A 23,803-nucleotide genomic window follows, 5' to 3' on the forward strand; every position below is an offset into this window, starting at 1 on the left:
GCTGTCTCGTGGGCTCGGAGATGTGTATAAGAGACAGATGCATGGCCGCTCGCGTGGAGCGCCGGGTCGGTGCGGCGATGGCGGACCTCGACGCCACGACGCTCGAGCGCGTCGATCAGCGAGTGCACGGTCACCTCGGCGCCTGGGTTGATGCGCGTGGAGTGGATGACGATGTCACCGGGATCGAGCTCGAGATCCGGATGCGTGCCGCGCGCGAGCCGCGAGAGGGCCCGGATCGTACTTCCACAGACGAGCCCGCAGGGCTATCAACATTCCGCGAGGCGCGGAGATGAGCAGGCCCGACAGCACGCTTGTTCCAACGACCGCTGGAACAAGCTGGTCCGACAGCTGTCCGCCATCATTCGAGTGACCAGCTTCGGCGGACAGTGAGAGGATCTGAGCGTACTTCATTGCCATTCAGGCACGCTCTCTCGCAGGTTCCCTTCGGGAACCATGCTGACGGGCTACCCATCAATTTCGCGTTGCGAAATTGAAGTGGCAAGCCGCGAGAGGGCCCAGCGTATTCCCTCAGACGAATCCCTTTGAGATCGAACGCGCGCAAGCAAGTAGGAAGGAATCCGACGCTAGCGCAAGCAGCGTCGGTTTCGCTTCGCTGCATGTCCTATCTGCCAGATGGGACTAGTCTGAAGAGCCCGCCTGCAGGAGAATGATAGATGAATCCATCCTGACGGGATGTGAACTGGATAAGAAGGTCAAAGCATTTAAGCAATGTAATGCTTGATGATCCGACGATGGACATTGATGAAATGTCGATGAGATTGAGTTGTTCCGCCTCCCAGTCAACTCTATATGCGTAATGTCCCCATTGATATGGGAAGACCCACTCATATGCTTGCCGATCTCCACTGGGAGCATCCCAAAGGATTGAGGCTTGGCCGTTGAGTGGATCCAAGTAGTAGAGAGTCCCCCCTTTCCCGCCAAGAAGAGTGTCGCCAGCGAATCCTAAGTGATCTAGGCTCACTCCAGCTCTCAGAATATGAATCAGCTCCAGATTGCCATCAGGCACGCTTACTACTCTAATCGAATCGGAGTGTAGGTCTTTTACGTAGGCAGCCGAACTTGATCGGCACCAAATCAGATTACTTGCTGTAAACGAAAGATCAAGTGAATCCAAGACCTCCATCCTGCCCGCATCGAGAAGAAAGAGGCTTTCCCCGACTCCTGCAAGTAGGATGCTTCTATCTCCACCCTGGATCAGTCCCCAGGAGTAATCCCTGTTACTGAAAGGTCTCCCTAGCAGAAGGATGCTGTCCGCCTCCAACGATCCCCATGGAAACCTGAATAAACCGTTCCCGATTAGTACAAACAGACAGTCAAGATCATCGTCGTAGACAGAATACAGCGAGGATTGCTCACGAGAATAAGGAATTTCGAGTTCCAGCGGTTCCGGTATCCAGTCAGGTGGGGAGCAGAGGAAGGTCCTGCCATAAATCCAAAGTAACAGAGTGTCATCAGGCCCGTTTACGCTTCTGGAGCGGTGAAACACTCCGTACGGCAATCCAGTACTTTGTATTGGTATCAAGCTATCGGGTGGGATAACGCTTTTATCGCAATCGGAAAACGTAAGTGAACAACTGCAAATAGCGGATAATGTTAATATGAAGAGCGCACATATCATCCCGGATGGTGATGGTGCTCGAGGAGGGATCAAAGCATAAACCTCACAGAGTCACTCAATGCAATGCCGAAGCTTGACACATTTGATAGCTTAGCCCCTAGACTGTCTGCATGGAGTAGCTCGACTAGAACCGTCTTTCCAGTGCAGAGTGCCGTTTCGATGATGAAGACATCGGGGATGGCAGGCCGTCTGTCGAGGTCGGGGAATCGGAGCACGACTCTATTAGGATCATTCGTCCCGCAGCCGTTGCTGTCGACTTGCTGGAGGATGAACTCGATCGACCCAATCGGATAAGGAATCTCGGTGAAGGACCATGACCAGTGATCGACCATGACTACCGAATCCATGTTGAGTCTGATAGTACTGTTGTCGCTGAATTCAATGCTTGTCGGTTCTGCTAGAACACCGGGACACTCCAATTCCTCGGTATAATCCGTGACGTAAGCAATTAGTGGTTTATCTATACCCTTGATCCATGTTGGAATCCCCCGACTGCTAATGACAGATCCTCTCGGAAGTAAACTTACATAGAAGCGATTACTGACGCATGAATCAACAACGGAGAAAAAAGGGAGACTTCTGCACCCGTTGCGGGAAGTGTGTAATGAGCTATCAGAAATGAGTTGCGCCGTTTCAATATGGAAAGTTATCCTAGATTCGTAGTAAGGAGTGATTCGAGTATCCCATACTGGAGTGCTATCCGAACAGAGATCAATCAGGCTCTCAATCGAGAGTCGCTCTCCAGACGGAAACGCGATCGAACCTATCCATTCTCTGGAGTCTAAGTGAGGATTGTTGCCTATATGAGCAGCTAATGTGTCCAACTCTGAAGAGCTGATGACTGTTGGGCTAATACTCCAGCCAAACCAGTCTCCGGTACCACAAGCACCACAACCCATAAGTCGATAGAAGCCAATTCCCGGAACGCCGTATGCGAGAATATAGCCTCCCTCTGAGAAGAGGAGATAACTGTTACCAACCTCAAGTGGCAGTCTGTGAGGTTTTATGGCAACCCCCTCCTGATGAATCATACTAGGCGTTAGAGCGACGAAGGTAAGTGAATCACCAGGTATGGCATTTTCTGTCCAGGACTGGTTCACCTGTACGAGAATCCGTGCGTAAGCTTCCCCATCAGGAGTACACCTTAGCAGGTGACACTTCCTGGGTGATTCTCTCGCGATAGACCACCGGCGGCAAGCCGCCCAGGGCGTCATGAGGACGCCGCTCGTTGTAGCTCTCCATCCACTCGTACGTGATTTCCCGCACCTCGTCCAGGCTCTCGAACAGATAGGCGTCCAGGACCTCCTCCCGATAGGTCCTGTTGAAGCGCTCGATGAAGGCATTCTGATTGGGCTTCCCCGGCTGGATGTACCTGATCTCGATCCCGTTCTCCTCGCACCAGCACACGAAGACCTCGCTCAACAGTTCCGGCCCGTTGTCGCAGCGGATGGCCTTCGGAAGACCTCTCCAGGATCTGAGCCGCTCAAGTACCTGCACCACCCGCTCTCCTGGCAGCGACGTGTCTATCTCGATGTCCAGCACCTCGCGGACTCCCTCATCCAGCACGTTCAGCGTCCTGAAGCGCCTCCCGACGTACAGCGCGTCATGCATGAAGTCCACTGACCAGATCTCGTTCGGGAGGCCCGGTGCCTCCATTGGCTGCGGATCCCTCGTAGGCACGCGTTTCTTCGTCTTCCGGCGAAGGTTCAGTCCCAGATCCCGGTACACCCGATGCACCCTCTTGTGGTTCCAGTCGTGGCCGTCCAGCCGCAGTCTCCGATAGCACTTCCAGAAGCCCCAGCGGTTGTGCTCCTCCACGATCGCCTGCAACGCCTCGATCACTTCCCGGTCTCGCTCCAGCCTGTCCGACCGATCACGGTACCAGGCCGTCCTGGACAGCCCTACGGCCTCGCACGACCTCGCAACGGCTGTATGACTAACCTTCATGTCTTGCGATCGTCGCCTGGTCAAGGTATAGCGTGACGGTGTCCATCGGACGCTTCCCCATGTTTCTGTAGCCCCTGTGCGGCCTCTCGGTGTTGTAGTGCACCAGCCATCCGTCCAGATCAGCCTGGAGAGCCTCTGTTGATTCGTAGAAGCTCTCTCGGAACACCTTCCGGAAGAACTCGTCGAGCACCGTCCTGTTGAAGCGTTCGACGAAGCCGTTCGTCTTCGGCGAACGCACCTTCGTCCTACGGTGCTCGATGTCGTTCAACGCCAGATACACCTCGTAGGGATGAGCATCAGTCCCACAGAACTCCCGGCCGTTGTCCGTAAGGATAGCCCCGACATCCAGATCGCGATCCTCGTAGAACGGCAGTACGTCGTTGTGGAGCAGGGCGACCGCACACTCAGGAAGCTTCCCGGTATGGATGAACCCGAAGGCGTAGGAGCCGTAGGTGTCGACAACGGCCTGCATGTAGACCCGGCCCACGCCCTTCAGCCTGCCCACGTAGAACGTGTCCTGGCAGAGAAGCTCTCCCGGTCTGCTGCTCTCGACATGACGCTCGCGGAAGCACGGATTGGTCTTCTCTATCTGCGCCACCTGGTCCGCCGAGAGCTCGATCCCCTCGGCCAGGTGCCGCTCCTCGAGCTTCATCAGCCGATCGTACTTCGACCCCATCCCGTGCTTGATCAGGATGTTCTGGATCGTCGGCGAACTGACCGAGACCCCGTCCAGCTTCAGCCAGTCCGAGAGCCTCACGCAGCCCCACCCGGGATGCTCCATGCTCGTGGCGAGGATCCGCTCGACAGTCTCCGGAGGCGTCGTCTGGGGGTGTGTCCGGTGGATCGGCGGCATGTCCACGAGCCCGTCGATCCCGTGCGTCTGGAAGCGCCGCTTCCACTCGTAGAAGCTCGTGCGGTCCATGTTCGACCGCCGGCATGCCTCCGTGATGTTCCCCAGCTTCTCCGCGAGCTGCAGAACCGTCAGACGCTGCCGGGCTATCTTCTTCGCCGGATCCTTCTCCGTGATCTTCTCGCGCTTCCCTGTCATGTCCCCTCCCTGTCTGCCCGATGATACTCACGATCACCACGTCAGACAAGAAGGTTAGTCATACACAACGGCCATCCCATGTTCCGCCACCAGATAGACCGCTGCATCCAGCCTCTCCGGTGGCGTCAGAGCTTTTTTGAGATGAGAACCTTCAGAGCATCGTTCTCGAGGCTCAGGTTCGAGTACATCCGCTTCAGCCGGCTGTTCTCGGCCTCGAGCTCCTTCATGCGCCTTAGCTCGGACACGCCCATCCCGCCATACTTCTTCTTCCAGCGATAGAACGTGTTGCCGGCGATCCCGTTCTTCCGGCACACCTCGGTCACCGGCACACCCGCGTCAGCTTCCCGCAGGATCGCGACGATCTGCGACTCCGTGAACTTCGACTGCTTCATCTCAACCTCCTGGCTCGTCAGCAGGAGGTGTCACTCTAACAGGTGTGGCTCAAACGGGGAAGCTTACGTTGCGACATACTGCTGGAAGTCAACAGCAGGAGGTAGAGCAAGAGAATTAATAATCCTTTGCTGACAGGATAGTCGTGTTTGTAACTCGCGAATACCTGATCTCCTGTCAACATCCAGTCACTCCACATCTCGAGTGCAGTTCTGTTTCTCCCACAATGATGTTCCATTACCAGCGAGGTGTCTAGCCATATCTGACTAGACTCCTCTCCACTGTTTCAGTACAGCAGTTCCACTCGCTTCAGGGAGGTACTTCCTCGGCTAGGACGGGGCCTGCCAACTGTTAGGCCAGGGGATGCGCCTCAAGACTACGCCCCGATAAGGTCATAGACCTCGGCCAGATGGGCCAGATAGGGCATCAGCGTGTTCCAAGAATCCAGAACCAGGGGCACCACGCTGATTTCCGCAAGAGCGGAAACCAGCAGGCACGACAGCGGTTCACCATGAACTTGGGCATCCTGTTCGGTGAACCGCGAGAGTGCCCGGATCGTACTTCGCTAGACGCGCTCGAAGGGCTATCAACATCCGCAGTGGCGGGAATGAGCTGGCCTGGCAGCTGCCCGCCACCATCCCGATTCATCCCGCCAGGCGGGCTGCGAGAAGGCCCGGAGCGTATTTCTCCTCAATCTGCTAGATAGTATGAAAACCATGCAAACACATGGTCAGTGCGGACGGCGACAAACCTAGCCGGCCCCATTCGACTCCGGAACAGCTACGGGATTCTTCACCCTGCAAGAGGGGGCGAACGAGGTCAGTACTGCACAACGGAAGTCTCTGCTCGCTATTCTCCAGTGCCCGCCTTGATCCCTCCCCAGGTCTCCGGCGCCAGCTCGTTGACGTCGAACCATATCTCACTGACGTGATAGACCCCGTCGGTTCCCAGATAGCTCCAGAAGAACTGCCCGTCAGGCGTCCCGGAGCATGCCAATCCCGTGGTTTGTGCGACTGGGAACGGGAATGGTGTGGGTCCCGACGGCTCTGGATAGGCCGTCGTCCCGGATACGTAGTACGTGTAGAAGTAGGGCGAGTCTCCGCAGCAGGCGATGATACCGCCGAAGGGATCCGAAGCCTGGTCGACGCAGAGAGGATAGACGGCAAGGCCCGTCACCTGTCCCGGGAGGCCCTGGAGATCGATGGTTACTGCCCCCGTCCCGTCCGAGTCGAATACGAAGAGCCTCGCCTGCCCGCCATCGTACTCCGACTCCCAGAGCTGGTCACCAAAGATGTCGAAGCATTCCAGTGTGCCCCCGGATGTCCCCGCCGGGTTCAAGAAGGTCAGCCATCCCCCGGATCCGTCGGACTTGTAGATCAATGGATCGCCCTGCCTGCAGACGTAGAAGTCGCCCTGGAACCAAGCGAGCCCCGTGGGGATCACCCCGGCAGGCGCGGGGAGCGAGCCAAGGCTTCCCCCGCCATCTATATCGGCGAGGTGGATCAGCCCGTCGGTCCCGCCAGAGAAGGCGAGCGTGTCGACGACCCAGTACTGCGTCACCTCGAGATCGAGTATCTGGGCTGCATAGGGAGCCTCCCACGTGCCCTCGACCCAGCAGGAGATGCCAAAGGCAAAAGCGTTGGCGGCAGTCGGGAGTAAAGCGAGCGCAGCCCTCATACAAACCCTCCCTCCGATCCCAGCGAAGCGGCCCCGGTTCATAGACGGCCTGAGAGGCGCTTCGCGCTAGGCTCAGGCAGCTTCATCGTTTCCGCCGTCCCGGGTTGAGTATACGGCATCCGAAGTCCTATCCCCAGGCGAAGAGCGCCTCATCTTACCGTTGCACCGATCCAGATACTGCCCAGCTCGATCCTGGCGGGGTGCCACAGGCGAAGGAATGCGTCCGAATGCGAGGGCTGCCTTGAACCTGACGAACAGCTTGACCTTCACCCCGGAAAATGAACCGGCGAGCCGTCGCATCTGGACAGCACCTGTCTTGTATTGTACAATACTCCTGTACAAGATAGGTGGTGTGAAATGACGGTCACGACATATTCCGATGCGAGAGCCAAGCTGGCTGCGCTCTGTGATCTTGTTGCCTCCTCCAGGGAGCCGGTGATCATCAAGCGCAGGTCGGCCGAGGACGTGGCCCTGGTCTCTGCTGCGGAGCTCTCCAGCCTTCTGGAGACCGCGCACCTGCTGCGATCTCCGCGAAATGCTCAGAGGCTCCTCGAGGCTCTCCATCGTGCTCTATCGAATGACCTGCCTCCGATGTCGATCGAATCCCTCCGGGAGAAGATCGGTCTTGCCGAAGGATAAGGGGACTCACAAGGCCGGCTGTAACGAACGGCTCGCGATTTTCCATCCCGAGTTCATCGAGGATCTCGAGTACTGGGTGGAGACAGAGCGAAAGGTCGCTCTGAGAACGCTCACGATCGTGCAGGCAGTGCTGCGGGATCCCTTCACCGGGATAGGGAAGCCGGAACCGCTGAAGTACCTGGCCGAAGGTGCATGGTCCCGCAGGCTGACACAGGAGCATAGGGTTGTGTATCTCGTCCGCAAGGAAAGGATCGACTTCCTCCAGTGCCGGTACCATTACTGATCTCATGCAGGTGCGCAGACTGATGGATCTCTGCTTCAGGCCCTTCGATCCCGCTCAGGACAGAACTATCGTCAAGGGCTGGCTGGAATAGACCCTTCGGATCGCAAACGAGGATCCGATAGACATGGAGGGGAATGCAGCAAGCTGCTTCACTGCCGTCGAGCGGACACAAGCAAGGGACCGGCGCTTCAGCTCGGTCCTGGTCGTGGACAGCAGATCCGCAGGCTTCCTCGATGCATTTACGATGCCGAAGAGGCCGGGCTCGGGATTCATGCGGTTCTGCTACGTCATCCCGGAGATGAGGGGAACGGGGGTCTCCTGCAGACTGGTCGAGTACTGCGATGGACTCCTATCCGGGTTCGGGTGCGATGAGATCCTCCTGGACGTGCGTTCGAACAACGCCAGAGCGGTCGGCTTCTATGCCGGGCGTGGATGGGTTGTCCTGGAGCAGAAGGCGGGAGTTGCTCCGGATGTGCCGGAAGCTGGAGAAGCCGACCCATCAGGTCCAGCAGCCTGACTCCTTTTTGCTCAAGATAGTGATCAGCATCGGACAAACCCGGCTTGTCGCGATCACCATCCCGGTAGAGAGACGCTTGTTCCACTCGTCCCAGGGATGTACTTTCCCGGCCTGGACAGGGCATCCGAGCCCAACGGCCGATAGTCCCCATCTAAGCTACGCCCCGATAATGTCATAGACCTCCGCGAGATGCGCCAGATAGGGCATCAGGCTGTTCCAAGAGTCCAGAAGCAGGGGCACCACGCTGATTTCCGCAGACGCGGAAATCAGCTGGCACGTCAGCGGTTCACCAAGGCTCTGGATCTCCAGTTCGGTGAACCGCGAGAGTGCCCGGAGAGTACTTCCTCAGACGAGCCCGAAGGGCTATCAACACTCCCCCTAGCCGAAATCAGCAGGCACGTCGCGCTTATCTCCGAGTCGTCGGAGATGAGCTGATCCGACAGTGGCTGGCCAACAATCGGGACAACTTGAACGGCAAGCCGCGAGAGGGCCCGGAGCGTACTCACCTGCGGCTTCTCCGAGGAGCCGCAGGATACATGCGCCAACGCTGGAATCATGGTCTCTCGCATGTCTCGAATCCTGCGAAGCGGGATGAGTCCGGCGACAGCATGGTTCGCGCAGCGAACCTGCGAAAGCCTACTTTGGGAACAAGCTGTCGACGCCTTCATTTCCGCATCAGCGGAAATGAAGGATTTGCGCCCCTTCGGGATCCGATGCGACATGGCGCCGCCGGGCCTCCGGTGCCCTAGCCGCTCCTGCTCGAGATCAGTTCCCTGAGAGGGATTACGGAGACTCCCCTGTCCAGGGAATACGACCGGGTCCCGGGATAGACGACAGTCAGGGAGTCCAGGGAGAGGTCCTCCGAAGCTATCCTCATGGAGGGTGTCATCTTCGGAGCGTCTGCGAGCTTGAACTCGAAACCCAGCCTCTTCCCGTCCTTCATCGCCAGCAGGTCCAGCTCGGCCCCGTTGTGCGTGGCCCAGAAGAAAACCTCGTCAGGCCCGATGGCGGTGATGACCTCTTCGAGGGCATATCCCTCCCAGGATGCCCCGCACCTGGGATGACGCTGGAGATCGTCCGGTGTCCGTATCCCGAGCATCGCATGGAGCAGCCCCGAATCTGTGAAGTAGATCTTCGGCGACCTGACCTGGCGCTTCGCGAGGTTCTCGTGCCAGGGTTTGAGCTGGCGGATCATGAACGATCCCGTGAGTATGTCGAGATAGCGCCGTACGGTGGGCTCGGATACTCCCATGGCGCGTGCGGGGTCCGCCGCCTTCCAGATCTGCCCGTGATAATGAGCCAGCATGCTCCAGAACCTGAACATCGCCGGAAATGCCAGGCGCACGCCCATCCCCGGAAGGTCCTGTTCGAGGAAGGCCCTGATGAACGACCTTCGCCATAGGAAGGATGCCTTGTTGTCTGAGGCCAGGAAGGATGGCGGGAAGCCGCCCCTCAGCCAGAGGCTGTTCTCCTTCGCGAGCCCGACCTCGGTCAGGCGGAAGGGGGTGATGTCGATGAACTCCGCCCGTCCCGCCAGGGACTCGGAGGATTGCCTCAGGAGCGCCCCGGAGGCGCTTCCAAGGATGAGGAACCTCCGTTTCCTGCTGGATTGGTCGACCAGCACCCTTAGGACGGGGAAGAGGTCCGGCCTGCGCTGGATCTCGTCGATGACCGTGAGTCCCTCCAGCGCGCCGAGTGCGGTGACAGGCTCCTCGAGCCTCGCCATTGAGAGAGGGTCCTCCAGATCGAAGTAGCGCGCGGAGTCGGCATCGACGAACTGTCTTGCCAGGGTCGTCTTGCCGCTCTGCCTGGGCCCGGTCATCACGACGACGGGGCTCCTGCCGAGCGCCTGCCTGATCTCCTCCTCCAGCCTGGGTCGTTGTATCATGCCCGGAATATAGCATGATATCCTAAAGTGCAACCTTCCTTTTTCATGGTCGAATGATCGACCGTCTTGTCAGATCGGGCTCTACTACCGTGAGGATGACGGCAAGATGTCAGATGTCAAGACGAGCACGAACTCGCCGTTCGCGTGCGACGTGATGTCTCAGGGAATCCCGGGCCGATCCATCCTTCCACAGGCGGGCTCGATCCGATGTCAGACGACACCTGCGCCATGTCGCATGCGGAGGAACTCTACGGAGTACGAAGGCTTTCTGGTGATCGATGCCCACCTCCTGTCAGACCCTGTGTCGATTGCCTGCATCGTGTCTGCTGCATTGGAGAGGCTCGGCGACGCTCCTCCCGATCAGCGTCGATCCGCTTCACATCGTTCTTGATCGCGGTTCCGCACTGCGGGAGGCCTGATAGTATATCCGGGCGTGTGGGCCGGGATCGACCCGGTGCCGCCGGATCCATGGCACCGGAGGAGGCGGCGATGACAGGCAGGCTCCCGGGATACTTCGCACTGGACAGGTACTCGATAACGGCCGATGACGTCGTCCGGCTCGCCATGCACTGCGGCCCGTCTGCCATACTGCCTTCCGTGCTGATGACTCCGGTCTGGAGTCTCGACGACTTCCTCGACGCAGCGGATCTGGTCGGTACCGTGACGCCCGATACCGTCTTCACGCTCGAGTACGAGGGCTCCCGTGTGACCCTGATCCGTTCGGGGATAGGAGCCCCGCAGACCAGCGACATGATGCTGGCTCTGGCCTGTACGCCGTGCACGAGGGTCGTCTTCGTCGGATCAGCAGGCGGCCTCGTGCCGGGGATGCGGATAGGCGACCTTCTCCTTCCCACCGCATCGGTCGCAGGCGACGGGTTCAGCAGGTACCTTTCCGATGGTTCGGTCGCCTGGGCAGGTCCTCCCGGTGCCGCAACCCCCGACCCCGCCGTCCTCGAGAACCTCAGGAGCCTCTGCCGGCTGCACTCGGAGGGCATCGACACGACCGTCCACGAGGGCAGGGTCTTCTCGACGGACAGCATCGTGGCGCAGTTCCATCATCTCGGCGAGATGACGCACGACCTCGGCTGCACCGGGATCGAGATGGAGACAGCCGCCGTGTTCAGGGCGGCCGCCCTGACAGGCATCTCCGCAGGCGCCCTCCTGCAGATCTCGGATGTCATCCCTGACAGGAAGTCTCTCTTCTCCGGGCGCGATGAGACTGACAGGCAGCGTCGCAGGAGCCTGCGGAGGGGAGTGCTCGCCCGGGCGGCGCTCGGGGCGCTGGTGCCGGCCTGCCCGGCGGGGTGACATCTCTGGGAGCTGGAGGGTCGAGCGTCCCTGCGGTTTGACGGGCGGGCCGGGTTCATTCATCGTTGATCACGCGATCGGCGTCTCTTAGAGGAGGGTCCGATGAAGCATCAGCTCCTCTGCATTCCAGCCCTTGCATGCGCAACAGCCTCGACGCTGCATGTGCCATCGGCGTATCCCGGCATCCAGGACGCCATCGACGCGTCCTCGGACGGAGACACGGTTCTCGTGGCGCCGGGCATCTATCAGGAGAACATCCGGTTCCTGGGGAAGGCGGTCGTGCTGATCAGCGAGTCGGGATATGCCCTCACCACCATCGATGGCAGCGACCCGGCCGATCCCGACTCGGGGAGCGTGGTATCCTTCATCGACGGCGAGGGTCCCGGCTCCGAGCTCACGGGCTTCACTGTTACCGGCGGGACGGGAACCCAGTCCGGCACGAACCGGAGGGGGAGAGGTGTCTTCTGCCTGGGTTCGTCTCCGACGATACGTGAGAACCTGGTCACGGGGAACTCGATCTTCTCCGTGGACAACAGCTATGGCGCGGGAGTGCTCTGCTCGACCTCCGACGCCTCGGTCGAGGGGAACGTCATATCCTCCAACTCGGCCGGCTCCCAGAACGGGCACGGATACGGAGGCGGGATCTGCTTCGTGCTGGGCTCGTCTCCAGACATCTCGCACAATCACGTCTTAGGGAACCAGGCGACCTACGGCGGCGGGATCTACGGCAAGCACGAATCATACGCCGTCATAACGAACAACGCCGTCTACTGGAACTCCGCCTTCGGGGGAGGCGGGCTCTGCTGCAACGCGGGTATAACACCCGAGGTCTGCAACAACTCGTTCTGCTACAACGAGGCCTCCGCGGAAGGCGGGGGGGTGTGGTCGACCGAGTCGGATGTCGTGCTGATGAACGACATCATCTGGGGGAACGGCGCCCCTTCGGGCACGCAGATATGGGCCGGTGACGGCTCGGCCGTCGACCTCGAGTACTGCGACGTCCAGTATGGAGAGGATTCCGTCTACTGCCACCCCGGAGCATCTATGACATGGGGCGCAGGCATCATCGACGCCGCCCCCGGGTTCGCTCCGGGGCCTCTCAGCCCGTTCCAGCTCTCCGGATCGGAGTCTCCGTGCGCGGATGCCGGGAATCCCTCTACGGCCTACTGCGATCCCGAGGACCCCGCGAATCCCGGATCCGCCCTCTGGCCGGCGCTCGGCACCGTCATCAACGACATGGGAGCGTACGGAGGCGGAGGGGCCGGCTACTGGGTGGGCATGCCGCCCGGACAGGTGGCACCGCCCCTGCAGCCGTGCATGGCGGTATCCCCCAACCCGCTCCGCGGAACCGGGTCGGTGCTCTACTCCGTGCCCTCCCCGGGGCCCGTGACTCTCGAGGTCTACGACGTCTCCGGGAGGCTCGTCGGTACTCTCGTGGACGGTTTCTCGCCTGCCGGGGACAAGACTGCCGCCCTCGACTGCAGCGACCTCTCCGCAGGAGTCCTCCTGATCAGGCTCGAGTGCGGGAAGGCGGCAGCCGTCGGTCGCGTCGTGATCCTCAGATGAGACGGGATGAACGGACGCCCGGATCAGCCATGCCCCGGGTGGCGGAGGTTACGGCATGCCCTGGTGTTCCCGGGCCGGCGGCAGATGCCGGAATCCCGGGCGGCGAGGAACAGGAGCGTACATGAGGGTTGCCGGGAATGGCTGGTCGACGAACACGAGGAGACGAGAGATGGAAACCTGGGGTTCATCTGTGGTGATGGCCGCGGTTCTGATGCTGTCTGTCGCCGGATCCGCCGCCGGTCAGTGGAGCGCCGACTCGCTCGGGAACCTCGAGGTGTGCGACGCGGTGAACGAGCAGTCGGTGCCGAAGATCGCCCCTACCTCCGACGGAGGGTGCTTCGTCTCGTGGTTCGACTCGAGGAGCGGCGGATACTGCCTCTACCTCCAGCGCATCGACGCCGACGGGAACGAGCTGTTCGACCCGGACGGGCTTCTGATCAGCGATCACGAGCAGCAGTCCTGGCTCGTCGACTACGACATGGCCGTCGACGCCGGTGACAACGCCGTGATCGTCTTCTCCGACACCCGCAACACGCCCGACGAGCTGGACGTATCGGCCTACAGGATCTCGAGCGAAGGAGAGTTCCTCTGGGGCCCCGACGGGGTGTGCCTGTCGAATCCTTCCGAATCGAGCTTCGAAGCAGCCCCCACGGTCGCCGTGACCCCCGCCGGCAACAGCATCTTCGCCTGGGGCGGATCGGGCTCCGACTACACGATGACGTTCCAGAAGCTCTCGTCTTCCGGCGACAGGCTGTGGGGCGACTGGGGCATCACCGTGAACGACCCGGTGAGGAGCCTGTCGATGCCCATCGTAGTCCCCAGCGGACAGGACAGCGCGATAGTGCTGTTCAAGAGCTCGACGGGCAGCTACCCGTCCCAGGTGACATGGCTCTACGCAGGCCTGCTCGATGCCTCCGGGGGCTGGGGATGGGACGACACGCCCGTCCTCGTCTACAATTCCGGCGACATCTCCCCCTGGAGTGTCCCCGAGATCGTCCCCGACGGCGAGGACGGAGCGGTGATGTGCTGGTACGATGCCGCCGACCTCTCGACCTTCGAGGTCTGGGTGCAGCATGTCGACGCGTCGGGCGATCTCCTGTTCCCTGCCAACGGGGCGCAGGCGTCGACAAATTCGGACGACAGGCTGCACATGAACCCTTCGGCGTTCTACTGGCCTGCTCAGGATCGGACGCTGGTGTTCTGGGTCGAGGAGAACGACAACCAGAACCAGTACGGCGTCTACGGCCAGATGTTCTCCTCCGCGGGGGCGAGGTTGTGGACGGACGGCGGTCTTGCGCTCGTTCCTCTGGGCTCCAGCCAGATATCCTTCGTCAGGCCACTGGGTGACCCAGACGGGGCGTATGTGGCCTACTTCCGCGGTTCGGGCTCGACGTCGGTCCGGGTTCTGAGGATCGGGTACGACGGGTCGCCCGACTGGGGCCCCGTCACGATATCCGCAGCATCGCTGGGAGGGAAGGACGACCTCGTGCAGAGTCCGGGCTGCTGGGGCAGCGGAATCCTGGCATGGTGCGACAACAGGAACGACTACGGCATCTATGCCCAGAACATCAACCCGGACGGCACCATGGGCCCGCCGACCGGCGTGGAGACCGAGCCCGGCCTTGCGGCGCCCACGCTGGCGGTCACCGCCAACCCAGCAATCGGATGCATTGATCTCGTCTTCTCGACTCCCGCTGCCGGAGAGGTGAGCCTCCTCGTCTTCGATCTCTCGGGCAGATCCGTGGCCACACTGGTGGACGGAGCGCTGCCGGCGGGTGAGCATGAAGCCTCCTGGGCGGCAGGTGAAGGCATGCCGGCCGGGGTCTACATGGCGGTGCTCAGGGCGGGAGGCCGGCCGGTACGCGCGAGGATGGTGCTGCTGTAGTGCAGCCGGGGCCGAAGCGCGGCGGGAGGAATCTCCCGGTGCGTGCATGGCAGCACGAGAAGCCCCTTCTGGTCTACATGCTCCTGCCCCCGCTCGTGATGACCGCCGTGGGCCTGGCGCTGCCCGGCGACCTCAGGAGCGACCAGGGGACGCCCGTCGGATCCGCGCTGGCGATCTGCGGAGGCGTCTGGTTCCTGGCGGCAGTTCCGGTCGTGCTAATCCTGGCAGGCAGGGACGCTGGTGTGGACAACCCGGCTGGCGGCGGCGGGAAGCGCGGCGACGATCATCCCGATCCGTGACCGCCGGTGAGCTCTCGAGGCAACCCGTCAGGCGCAGGCATGACGGTTTATCGGCCTCGATAACCTGTAAATCGACCGTGCTCTGATCAGGAAGCAGTGCAAGCTCTTGTGAGGGCGTTTCGGGGAGTAGTCTGACCCCGGGCAGGGGGGTCGCCGGGTGGCGGCCCCCCCGGGGATGATGCTATTCGGGGATGCGCAGGACCTGGCCGGGGTAGATCTTGTCGGGGTCGCTGAGCATCGGCTTGTTGGCGTCGAAGATCTTCATGTACTTGTTCGCGTCGCCGTACATGTTCTTCGAGATCTTGGATAGAGTGTCTCCGCCGACCACCCTGTAGTAGCGGGTCTTGCCCTTGTCGTCCTTGACCACCATGTCGTCGGAGACCTTGGCGATACCCTTGACGTTGCCGGCTACCAGCAGGGCCTTCTCCCTGTCCTCGATGGTCCCGGGCGTGCCCTTCAGGTGGACATGATCACCCTTCACCGCTACCTGGAGATCCTTCACCTTCAGCCCATGGGAATTGATCTTCTCGGTGATCCTCTTGGACATGTTGACGTCGTCGCCCACGTCGGCCAGCTTCTCGCCGGCGTCCTTGAGAAAGTCGAGCAGCCCCATGTTCAGACCTCTCCTTCAATGGGGACCCCTGGGTCTTCTCCCAGTATCCAAGACAATAAACCGGGTTCATCCCAAAGGCAAAACCAGATCGACCGGACCTGTCCCGGGATGGCGGGAACGCCCGCTGGAAGGGCGCAGGGACGCATCTTGCGCCGGCGCCGTGGTTCGACATATTCAGGTCAACCCCAGACAGACGGAGGTGATCGATGCGCAGTATACTTCTCCTGTGCCTGGCCGCGGTGACCGGAGTCGCGCTCGCGGCCGAGCGCGTGGTCCTGTTCGAGGAGTTCACGCAGACCGGTTGAGGCTCCTGCGGAAGCAGCTGGTCAGCTGTGAAGACGATGGTGAACGGTTACCTCTCCACCAATGACCTCGCCCCCCAGATCATCTTCTACAACGGCCCCGGCGCCACGGCCTACAGTTCGGCGAGGGACGCCCTCTACGGATGGAGCGCCACCCCGACCTTCCAGATCGACGGCGTCTCCCAGCAGCTCGGCTGGAGCCAGACCAACGTACAGAACTACATCAACTCCCGCCTCACGGTACCCAGCTACGTGAGCATCACGAGCAACGTGGTCGGCAACGCCTCGGGCGGGACGGTGTACTACGCGATCACGGTCGAGCAGGACCCGGGCGTGACCGGGCCGTTCAAGATCTGGTCCGCCGTGCTCGAGAGCCACGAGACCGCCGGCTCCGGCTACGGCGTCTACGCCGGCCAGGAGCTGATGTGGGAGCCCAGGGCGTTCCCGATGGGCACGTCGGGCACCCTGATCAACATCACGGGGCCTTATCCCCAGACCATCAACATGGCCGGGACCTACACGCTCGACCCCGTGGCCCACACCTTCGACTACCTCGACCTCATCACGTACGTACAGGCCACCACGGGCACCCATGAGGTCCTGAACGCGGCCTTCACCGACATGCCCGACACGGCCACCGGCATCGAGGGCCCCGGAGGCGCACCGATCGACGCGCCCTCCACCATCACGGCATGGCCCAATCCCTGCGAGGGCCATCTGAGCATCGGTACGGTGCTCCCGGCCGGCGTGACCGGGACCGTGACGGTCTTCGACCTCGCTGGCAGGGCAGTGATGAGCTTCGATGCGAACGGTGCGTCGAGCATCGAGCTCGGCGAGGCGGGTGTCTATCTCGCCCGCCTGGAGACGACCGCCGGCGAAGCCGTGACCACGAGGTTCACCGTAATCCGCTGACATGGATGCGGCACGAAGCCAGGGGGCCGGGTCCGCCCGGCCCCCTTCTCGTTCCTGAAGCAGGGGAGCAGAGGCTTCGCGCGCTATTTGCACCGCTCCCGCAGCCCTGCATATTCGCCTCGAACACGAATCCCGGGAGGTGACTGAGTGCGCAAGCTACTTCTGATCGGTCTTCTCCTCGCGGTCGGCACTGCCGGTGCAGCCGAGAGGACGGTGCTGTTCGAGTACTTCACCCAGACTGGTTGAGGCACCTGCTACGGCAGTTGGTCAACTGTCAAATCGACAATCCAGCCCTTCGTCGACTCAGGTGACGTGGCCCCCCTGTACCTGTTCTACTCCGGCGCCCCGGGAACACCCTATGCCCAGGGCTTCAACACCGCCAGGTTCAACCTCTACAGCGTGGGGTCGACCCCGACCGTCAAGATCGACGGCCTCGCATCGTCCTACACTCCGTCCACCTATGCCACGACGATCAACAACAGGCTCGCCGTACCGAGCTACGTGAGCATCGAAACCAACGTGGTGGGCGACGCCACCGGCGGGACAGTCTACTATGCCATCACCGCCGAGCAGGATCTGGGCGTCTCCGGCCAGATCAAGGTCTGGTCGGCCATCGTCGAGAACGGGTTCACGGCGCCCGGCAACTGGGGCGGCTACAGCGGCATGGAGATGAGATGGATCCCCAGGTCGATCCCGGCCGGCAACCAGGGAACCGTCATCAGCTTCACCGGCCCGTATCCCCAGACCGTCAACATCGCCGGCACCTACCTGCTCGACTGCAACATGTGGGACTTCGAGAGCCTCGCCCTCGTCACGCTGGTCCAGCCGACGACGGGCACCAGGGAGGTCCTCAACGCGGCCTACACGGATCTCCCCGACACCGCGACGGGCATCGAGGGCCCCGAGGGAGGAACTCCGTGTGAGACCGCCATGCTGTCGGCATGGCCCAATCCCTCCCACGGGGAGCTCAGCATCGGCGCGATGCTGCCTTCGGGCGTTTCGGGCGAAGTCACGGTATTCGACCTGTCCGGCAGGGCCGTGGCGGGCTTCGAGGCCTCGGGCCTCACCAGCGTCAGCATCGAAGAGCCCGGCGTGTACCTTGCCCGCATGGAGACATCCTCCGGCGAGGCCGTGACCACCAGGTTCACGGTCATCCGCTAGCGCCCGAGCCATCTCTTCGACAGGGGCCGGAGCCGTCTCCGGCCCCTTCCTCGTAAACAGCCCCGCAGGTGCGGGGCAATGTTCCCGGAGGCCGCACGAAGCTGCATATTACCCGTGTCAGTCGTCGTATTTCCTGTCCGAGGAGGTGACACAGTGCGGAAGATGCTTCTGTTGGTGCTGGCCGTCGCAGCGGGAACGGCATTCTCGGCCGAGAGGACGGTGCTGTTCGAGTATTTCTCGCAGACTGGTTGAAGCTCCTGCTATAACAGCTGGTCAGCTGTCGAATCCGTGATCTCTGGCTATGTCGCGTCAGGCGACGTGGCTCCCCTGTACATGTTCTTCAACGGTCCGGCCGCCAACTCCTTCAACAACGCCAGGATAAGCCTCTACGGCGTCGGAGCCACGCCGACGGTCAAGATGGACGGCCTCGCATCCGCCTCCGGCCCGGCTTCCTACGCGAGCGCGATCAACAACCGTCTGGCCGATCCGGCCTGCGTCTCGATCGACGTGAACATGGCGGGCGACTCCACGGGCGGAACCGCCTACGTGAGCGTGACAGCCGAGCAGGATCCGGGCACCTCCGGCCTCCTGAAGGTCTGGTGCGTCATTGTGGAGGACGAGCAGCTCGCTTCAGGCTCGTCCTGGGGCGGATACAACGGGAAGACCCTCAACTGGCTCCCCGTGGCCTGGCCCATGGGCGCCACCGGAACGGTGATCTCCTTCACCGGGCCCTATCCTCAGACGGTGAGCATCTCGCATACCTACGTCCTGAACCCCGCGGTCCACGAGTTCGAGAACCTCAGGGTCGTCACCTTCGTCCAGCCCACCGGCGGGACCAAGGAGGTCCTGAACGCTCATTACATGGACCTGCCGGATGCCACAGGCGTCTCGGAACCCGAGGGTCCGGGCCCCGTCGAGGGCTGCGAACTCACGCTGTGGCCCAATCCATGCGCAGGACAGCTCAGCATAGGCGCACTGATGCCGGCGGGAGTCACCGGCACCCTGACCGTCTATGACCTGACCGGGCGCGAGGTAGCCTCGTGCGAGGCACAGGCGGTCAACGACATCGTAATGGGACAGTCGGGCGTGTACATCGCCAGGCTCTCCACCTCGACCGGCGGATCACTCTCACAGAGATTCACGGTGATCGACTGACGTTCCGGGGGGGGGGGGGGGGGGGCCCCCGCCCCCCCCCCCCCGGCCGGTAGCCGTCGGACGAGAAGCGCTCGTTGATGCGCGCCGCGATCTCCTGCACGCGCCGGTTCAGCTCCGCGTAGCGCGGGATGATCGTCCGGCTCGGGGCCGCGAGCTGGACGAACGTGAAGCGCCCCTGCAGGTCCGGCCGCCGCTCCAGCAGCCGCTCGACGGCCAGCAGGCGCTCCTCGATGCCCTTGGTGTAGTCCAGGCGGTCCACGCCCACGCCCAGCAGCGCGCCCTCCCGCAGGCCAAGCTCGGCGAACACGGCCGCGCGGCAGTCGGCCACCGACGGCGCGGCCTGCGTCCAGGCGGACGGCCACTCCACCGAGATCGGGTACGGCCGCACCAGCGTCGTTCGGCCCTTGTGGACCACCGCGTTGACGTCGTGGTCGATCCTCGACTCGAGGAAGCGGTCCACCGTGTCCAGGAAGTTGTTGCAGTGGTACTGGGTGTGGAAGCCCAGGATGCTGCTGCCGAGCAGGCCCGTCAGCAGCTCGTCGCGCCACGGGCAGATGCCGAACAGCTCGGAGTTGGGCCACGGGATGTGCCAGAACGTGATCACGGTCGCCTGCGGGAGGCGCTCGCGGATGAGCGCCGGCAGCAGCGCGAAGTGGTAGTCCTGGACGAGGATGATCGGGTCGTCGGAATCCACCTCGGCCGAGACCGCGTCGGCGAACCTCGCGTTGACCGCCTGGTACTGGCGCCAGTCGTCGTCGCGAAAGACCGGGCGGGTGTGCGCGATGTGGCAGAGGGGCCAGAGCCCCTCGTTCGCGAACCCGTAGTAGTAGCCGGCTTCCTCCTCCTTCGTCAGCCACCGGCGGCGCAGGACGTACGACTCCTCCCCCGGGGGGACGCGCACGCGCGCCTTGCCGTCCACGACGTCGCGGTCGGCCGATCCGCTGCCGTGGGCGATCCAGACGCCCGAACACGCGCGCATCACCGGCTCGAGGGCGGTGACCAGGCCGCTGGCCGGGTGCGCCACGCGGACGCTGCCGTCGATCTCGCGCTCGTGGATGTACGGCTCGCGGTTCGCGACGATCACGATGCGCTCGCCGTGGAGGTAGCGGCTCAGCGTGTTCTTGAGCCGCTGGGGCGTCCAGAGGCCGCCCATCCCGTCGGTCTCGCGCTCGGACGCCAGGCGATCGACCAGGTCGCGCACGTCGCGCAGGAACGGGACGAACTCGGCGTGCGGTTCCTCGCCCTTGAGGAGGCGCCGGAGCTGGTCGCTCCAGCCGCGCCACGACAGCCGGGCCGCGACCACGGTGACCACCGACGCCGCCAGGGACAGGAAGGCGAACGCGAGCAGCAGGAACTTGCGCGCGGTGGCCTCTCGGCGGCCGACGAAGCTCATGTCGTGGACGAGGACGACGAAGCCCAGCGCGCGGTCGCCGTCGGCCACCGGGATCGCGGTGGCGTGCACGTTGCCGCCCGCGACGCTGATCTCGGACGCCCACGTCTCCCACTCGGCCGCGGGCGACCAGGCGTACGGACGCACGTGCGGACCGGCCACGGCGCAGGGGACGTAGCCCGGGTAGGTGCCGGCCTGCGCGAGCTGGGCGAGGTCGGCGACGCAGGCGAACGCCGCCATGATGCGCTCGTCGCGCGTCAGCGTGAACAGGATCTCGCGCAGGTGCTCGCGGCCCCAGCTCTGGACCAGCGCTTCGCGCGCGCCCGCCACAGCCAGGGACGAGCGCAGGCGGATGTCGCGATCGAACCACTCCGACGTGGTGCGCTGCACGAGGGCCAGGGCGCCCCAGGTGAGCAGCGCCAGCCCCGCCACCACGGCGGCGATGAACCGTATGGCGCGCATGACGGCCCCATCTAATCACGGATCGCCTTGACCTCTCAACCGCATCTGGTATGGTGCTGACCATGCGCCTCCAGGATCTCGGCCTCATCGGGAACTGCCAGTTCGCGGCGCTGGTCGAGCGCTCCGGCGCCATCGCCTGGTGCTGCCTGCCGCGCTTCGACTCGGAGCCCGTCTTCTCGACGCTGCTCGACGCGCGGAACGGCGGGTCGTTCCTGGTCGGGCCGGCCGGCGGCGAGCCGGGCACGCAGCGCTACATCGAGAACACCAACGTCCTCGAGACGGTGTTCGAGACACCCTCCGGATCGTTCCGCGTCCGCGACTTCGCGGCGCGCTTCGTCCAGTACGACCGCCCGTTCCGCCCGACGCAGATCTTCCGCATCGTCGAGCCGCTCGGTGGCACGCCCCGGATCCGCGTCCTGTGCGACCCGCGGCTCGGCTGGTCCAGGCAGGCGCCGGCGCAGACGTTCGGGTCGAACCACGTGCGGTACGAGGGGTTCCCGACCCAGGTGCGGCTGACCTCCGACATCCCGATCTCGTACCTGTCGGGCAAGCCGTTCGCGCTGACCGAGCGCCGCCACCTCGTCCTGACGTGGGGCGCCCCCATCGAGGAGCCGCTCGGCCCGCTGTGCTCGCGGTTCCTGCAGCAGACGCTCCAGTACTGGCAGCGCTGGGTCAAGGAATGCGACGTGCCCCCGCTGTTCCAGCACGAGGTCATCCGCTCGGCGCTCGCGCTCAAGCTCCACTGCTTCGAGGACACGGGCGCCATCGTCGCGTCCACCACCACGTCCATCCCCGAGGCTCCCGGGAGCGGCCGGAACTGGGACTACCGCTACTGCTGGCTGCGCGACGCCTACTACGCGCTGTCGGCCTTCCGCCTGCTGGGGCACTTCGACGAGCGCGAGCAGTTCGTGCGCTACCTGATCAACGTGGCCAGCTCGACGCCGGACCTCGACCTGGCGCCGCTCTACCGGATCGACGCCGAGGCCGACCTCGACGAGACGGTCCTGCCCGACTGGCCCGGCTACGAGAACAGCGGCCCCGTGCGCGTGGGCAACGCCGCCGCGCGGCAGCGGCAGAACGACGTCTTCGGCGAGATGGTGCTGGCGCTCTCGCCGATCTACCTCGACGAGCGGTTCGCGGCCGAGCGGTCGCCCGCCACGCTCGACCTGCTGCGGCGCCTCACGCACAAGGCCATCGCGGTGGCCGGCACGCCGGACGCGGGCATCTGGGAGCTGAGGGCGGCGCCGCGGGTGCAGACGTTCTCGAGCCTGATGTGCTGGGCCGCCGCGGAGCGGATGGCCAACGTCGCACGCACCTGCTGCCGCGACCACGAGCCCGACCTGCGCGCCGCGGCCGCCAGGATCCACCACGACATCCTCGCCAACGCCTGGAGCGAGCGGAAGGGAAGCCTGGCCGCCTCCTACGGCGGGACGGACCTCGACGCCTCGCTGCTGCAGGCCGTCAGCCTGCGGCTCCTGCCCGCCGACGACGTGCGGCTGCACAAGACGGTGGACGCGGTGCAGCGCGAGCTGTCGCAGGGCGGCTGGCTCATGCGCTACCGGACCGACGACGGGCTGGGCGAGACCACCGTGGCGTTCGTGCTGTGCACCTTCTGGCTGGTGGAGGCGCTGGCCGCGCTCGGGCGCGCCGCGGAGGCCCGGGCCCTGATGCAGAAGACGCTCGCGGCGCTCTCGCCGCTGGGCCTGCTCTCGGAGGACTACGCGGTGGCGGAGGATCGCCTGTGGGGCAACTTCCCGCAGGCGTACTCGCACGTGGGACTCATCCACGCGGCCTTCGCGGCGTCGCCGAGGTGGTCCGACGTGCTGTGAGGAGGCGCCACACGGCGCACCAAGGGGCCACCGCAAAGGACACGACGATCACGAAGACGGTGCCACGCGTGTCGGTGCGGCGGTCTTCGGCGCGGCGGGCGAAGACCGCCTCGGTGCGGGGAGTGGGTCACGGGTGACGCACCTTTGTGAGCTTTGAGATCCCAGTGGTCGGCTACGGGCAGAGGACGATCCCCTGCGCCCACAGGCACTCGCCGCAGACCGGCGCAGGGTTCTGGTAGCAGTCCTCGCGGTTGGTTTCCGTGAGCGGGCAGCCGCCGCAGTGGAAGCAGGGCGGGAAGTCGAACGCGCGGAGGCGCCCGCGGAACGCGCGGTGGGCCGGCTCGCGCCACGTGGCCCGAAGCGCCTGGCGATCGACGTGGCCCACCTCGTAGGCGTCCACGACGCGCTCCTGGTGGTTGATGTACTCGGCGTGCGAGTGCAGGAGCGACAGGCACGGCGCCACGCGGCCGTCCCACGCCACGGCGCACATGCCCTCGTGCGCGAAGCGGCAGCGGTTGCGCCAGCGGCCCTCGTCGGCGGAGGGCGACGGGTAGGTGAGCCCGCGTCCCCAGACGGCCTCGGCCAGCGGGCGCGTGATCTCGCCGGCGTCGAGGCGGGCCACGGTCACGCGCGGCCGCCAGGAGGGCTGGCGGAATGCCGACGCCCAGCCGGCGTGCTGCCAGAGCACCTCGCGGGCCATCTCCTCGGTGTGCGGCACCAGGTTCCCGATCGACACGAAGTCGAGGCGCAGGTCGGCGGCCCACTCGAGCAGCGTCGGGAGGCTCTCCACGGTGCTGCGGCTGGCCACCGCGGCCACGCCCACCGCCATCCGCCCGTTGGCGTGGCGCCTGGCGTCGAGCAGCCGGTACACGGCGGCCAGCGCCACGTCCGTC

21 protein-coding genes and 1 pseudogene are annotated in these 23,803 nt (G+C 63.5%); 12 read left to right on the forward strand and 10 right to left on the reverse strand.

The window, feature by feature from the left end; all coding sequences use genetic code 11:
- On the forward strand, positions 1-293 hold a 293-nt coding region (locus QUS11_07245; protein MDM7993095.1), incomplete at its 5' end, for a hypothetical protein.
- A gap of 329 nt (positions 294-622) precedes the next feature.
- On the opposite strand, the gene QUS11_07250 is transcribed toward QUS11_07245, so the two are convergent.
- From QUS11_07250 to QUS11_07275, 6 genes and pseudogenes are all read right to left on the reverse strand, one after another.
- Positions 623-1,519: a hypothetical protein gene (locus tag QUS11_07250; protein ID MDM7993096.1), complete on the reverse strand. Its 897-nt coding sequence runs from the start codon at positions 1,517-1,519 to the stop codon at positions 623-625.
- A 149-nt stretch (positions 1,520-1,668) separates the two neighbouring features.
- On the reverse strand, positions 1,669-2,739 hold the full coding sequence (locus tag QUS11_07255; GenBank protein ID MDM7993097.1) for a hypothetical protein: 1,071 nt from the start codon (positions 2,737-2,739) through the stop codon (positions 1,669-1,671).
- 31 nt (positions 2,740-2,770) lie between these two features.
- Positions 2,771-3,559 (reverse strand): annotated as a pseudogene (locus QUS11_07260) (IS3 family transposase).
- Positions 3,560-3,575: 16 nt separating this feature from the next.
- Positions 3,576-4,634, reverse strand: coding sequence for an IS481 family transposase (locus QUS11_07265; protein ID MDM7993098.1), 1,059 nt, complete (start codon positions 4,632-4,634; stop codon positions 3,576-3,578).
- 125 nt (positions 4,635-4,759) lie between these two features.
- On the reverse strand, positions 4,760-5,026 hold the full coding sequence (locus tag QUS11_07270) for a transposase (GenBank protein MDM7993099.1): 267 nt from the start codon (positions 5,024-5,026) through the stop codon (positions 4,760-4,762).
- 847 nt (positions 5,027-5,873) lie between these two features.
- Positions 5,874-6,701 (reverse strand): hypothetical protein, encoded by an 828-nt coding sequence (locus tag QUS11_07275; GenBank protein MDM7993100.1) that lies wholly within the window; start codon positions 6,699-6,701, stop codon positions 5,874-5,876.
- Between the two features lie 357 nt (positions 6,702-7,058).
- Here QUS11_07275 and QUS11_07280 point away from each other — a divergent pair, with 357 nt between their 5' ends.
- The 3 genes from QUS11_07280 (at position 7,059) to QUS11_07290 (ending at position 8,140) form a co-directional block, all read left to right on the forward strand.
- Entirely contained in the window at positions 7,059-7,340 is a 282-nt protein-coding gene (locus QUS11_07280; GenBank protein MDM7993101.1) for a type II toxin-antitoxin system prevent-host-death family antitoxin, read from the forward strand.
- Positions 7,327-7,623 carry a Txe/YoeB family addiction module toxin gene (locus QUS11_07285; protein ID MDM7993102.1) on the forward strand — a complete coding sequence of 99 codons (297 nt, stop codon included), beginning with the start codon at positions 7,327-7,329 and terminating at the stop codon, positions 7,621-7,623. Before QUS11_07280 ends, QUS11_07285 begins: the two co-directional genes overlap by 14 nt.
- A gap of 124 nt (positions 7,624-7,747) precedes the next feature.
- The gene (locus QUS11_07290; GenBank protein ID MDM7993103.1) at positions 7,748-8,140 is read left to right on the forward strand and encodes a GNAT family N-acetyltransferase; all 393 of its coding nucleotides are present in this window, start codon (positions 7,748-7,750) and stop codon (positions 8,138-8,140) included.
- 745 nt (positions 8,141-8,885) lie between these two features.
- Here QUS11_07290 and QUS11_07295 read toward each other — a convergent pair.
- Complete coding sequence (locus tag QUS11_07295) at positions 8,886-10,028, reverse strand: ATP-binding protein (protein MDM7993104.1); 1,143 nt, start codon at positions 10,026-10,028, stop codon at positions 8,886-8,888.
- Positions 10,029-10,517: 489 nt separating this feature from the next.
- Between QUS11_07295 and QUS11_07300 the strand changes: the two genes are divergently transcribed.
- From QUS11_07300 to QUS11_07315, 4 genes are all read left to right on the forward strand, one after another.
- Positions 10,518-11,336, forward strand: a complete 819-nt coding sequence (locus tag QUS11_07300) for a hypothetical protein (GenBank protein MDM7993105.1) — start codon at positions 10,518-10,520, stop codon at positions 11,334-11,336.
- A 102-nt stretch (positions 11,337-11,438) separates the two neighbouring features.
- Positions 11,439-12,902, forward strand: a complete 1,464-nt coding sequence (locus QUS11_07305; GenBank protein ID MDM7993106.1) for a T9SS type A sorting domain-containing protein — start codon at positions 11,439-11,441, stop codon at positions 12,900-12,902.
- A gap of 169 nt (positions 12,903-13,071) precedes the next feature.
- Positions 13,072-14,787: a hypothetical protein gene (locus QUS11_07310; protein ID MDM7993107.1), complete on the forward strand. Its 1,716-nt coding sequence runs from the start codon at positions 13,072-13,074 to the stop codon at positions 14,785-14,787.
- Positions 14,788-14,825: 38 nt separating this feature from the next.
- Positions 14,826-15,086, forward strand: a complete 261-nt coding sequence (locus tag QUS11_07315; GenBank protein MDM7993108.1) for a hypothetical protein — start codon at positions 14,826-14,828, stop codon at positions 15,084-15,086.
- Positions 15,087-15,267: 181 nt separating this feature from the next.
- Here QUS11_07315 and lysM read toward each other — a convergent pair whose 3' ends face one another.
- Positions 15,268-15,699: a peptidoglycan-binding protein LysM gene (lysM, locus tag QUS11_07320; GenBank protein ID MDM7993109.1), complete on the reverse strand. Its 432-nt coding sequence runs from the start codon at positions 15,697-15,699 to the stop codon at positions 15,268-15,270.
- Between the two features lie 341 nt (positions 15,700-16,040).
- Between lysM and QUS11_07325 the strand changes: the two genes are divergently transcribed.
- The 3 genes from QUS11_07325 to QUS11_07335 all read left to right on the forward strand — a co-directional run bounded on the left by QUS11_07325 (position 16,041) and on the right by QUS11_07335 (position 19,229).
- On the forward strand, positions 16,041-16,913 hold the full coding sequence (locus QUS11_07325) for a T9SS type A sorting domain-containing protein (protein MDM7993110.1): 873 nt from the start codon (positions 16,041-16,043) through the stop codon (positions 16,911-16,913).
- Between the two features lie 312 nt (positions 16,914-17,225).
- Positions 17,226-18,074 carry a T9SS type A sorting domain-containing protein gene (locus QUS11_07330; GenBank protein ID MDM7993111.1) on the forward strand — a complete coding sequence of 283 codons (849 nt, stop codon included), beginning with the start codon at positions 17,226-17,228 and terminating at the stop codon, positions 18,072-18,074.
- A gap of 288 nt (positions 18,075-18,362) precedes the next feature.
- Complete coding sequence (locus QUS11_07335) at positions 18,363-19,229, forward strand: T9SS type A sorting domain-containing protein (GenBank protein MDM7993112.1); 867 nt, start codon at positions 18,363-18,365, stop codon at positions 19,227-19,229.
- Here QUS11_07335 and QUS11_07340 read toward each other — a convergent pair.
- Positions 19,213-21,081: a trehalose-6-phosphate synthase gene (locus QUS11_07340; GenBank protein ID MDM7993113.1), complete on the reverse strand. Its 1,869-nt coding sequence runs from the start codon at positions 21,079-21,081 to the stop codon at positions 19,213-19,215. The genes QUS11_07335 and QUS11_07340 overlap by 17 nt on opposite strands.
- A gap of 50 nt (positions 21,082-21,131) precedes the next feature.
- Here QUS11_07340 and QUS11_07345 point away from each other — a divergent pair, with 50 nt between their 5' ends.
- Positions 21,132-22,910, forward strand: a complete 1,779-nt coding sequence (locus tag QUS11_07345; GenBank protein MDM7993114.1) for a glycoside hydrolase family 15 protein — start codon at positions 21,132-21,134, stop codon at positions 22,908-22,910.
- Between the two features lie 172 nt (positions 22,911-23,082).
- Here QUS11_07345 and QUS11_07350 read toward each other — a convergent pair.
- Positions 23,083-23,803 (reverse strand): SPASM domain-containing protein (locus tag QUS11_07350; GenBank protein MDM7993115.1); only part of this gene is annotated, 721 nt, incomplete at its 5' end.

The organism is Candidatus Fermentibacter sp. (assembly GCA_030373045.1).
Lineage (GTDB): Bacteria > Fermentibacterota > Fermentibacteria > Fermentibacterales > Fermentibacteraceae > Fermentibacter.